The organism is Streptomyces beijiangensis (assembly GCF_017315755.1).
In the GTDB taxonomy this organism is placed as follows: Bacteria; Actinomycetota; Actinomycetes; order Streptomycetales; family Streptomycetaceae; genus Streptomyces; species Streptomyces beijiangensis.
The window spans coordinates 1-283 of record NZ_JAFLRJ010000683.1 but is presented as its reverse complement, the minus strand read 5'-3'; the positions used below and the strand labels follow the sequence as shown (position 1 = coordinate 283).

At 66.1% G+C, this 283-nt stretch carries 1 protein-coding gene; it reads right to left on the bottom strand.

What is annotated here, in order from left to right:
- A partial coding sequence (locus J0695_RS38290; protein ID WP_206969457.1) for a glycoside hydrolase family 2 TIM barrel-domain containing protein occupies window positions 1–283 on the bottom strand: 283 nt, incomplete at both ends.

Here is a 283-nt window from a genome sequence, read left to right as displayed (position 1 = left end):
CCTCGATCGTCTCGCCGTCGACCTGGTAGGACCACTCGAAGGTGAGGTGGGAGAGGTCCGAGAAGTCGTAGAGGTTGGTGATACGGACAGTCCCCGCCTCGCCGTCGCCCGTGATGCGGACCGGCTCGATGACCTTCTTGTACTCGATCAGGCCGGGGGACGGGGTCCGGTCGGGGAAGAGCAGCCCGTCGCAGACGAAGTTGGAGTCGTGCAGCTCCTCGCCGAAGTCGCCGCCGTACGCGTAGCCGAGGGTGGGGTGGGTGATGCCGTGGTCGATCCACTC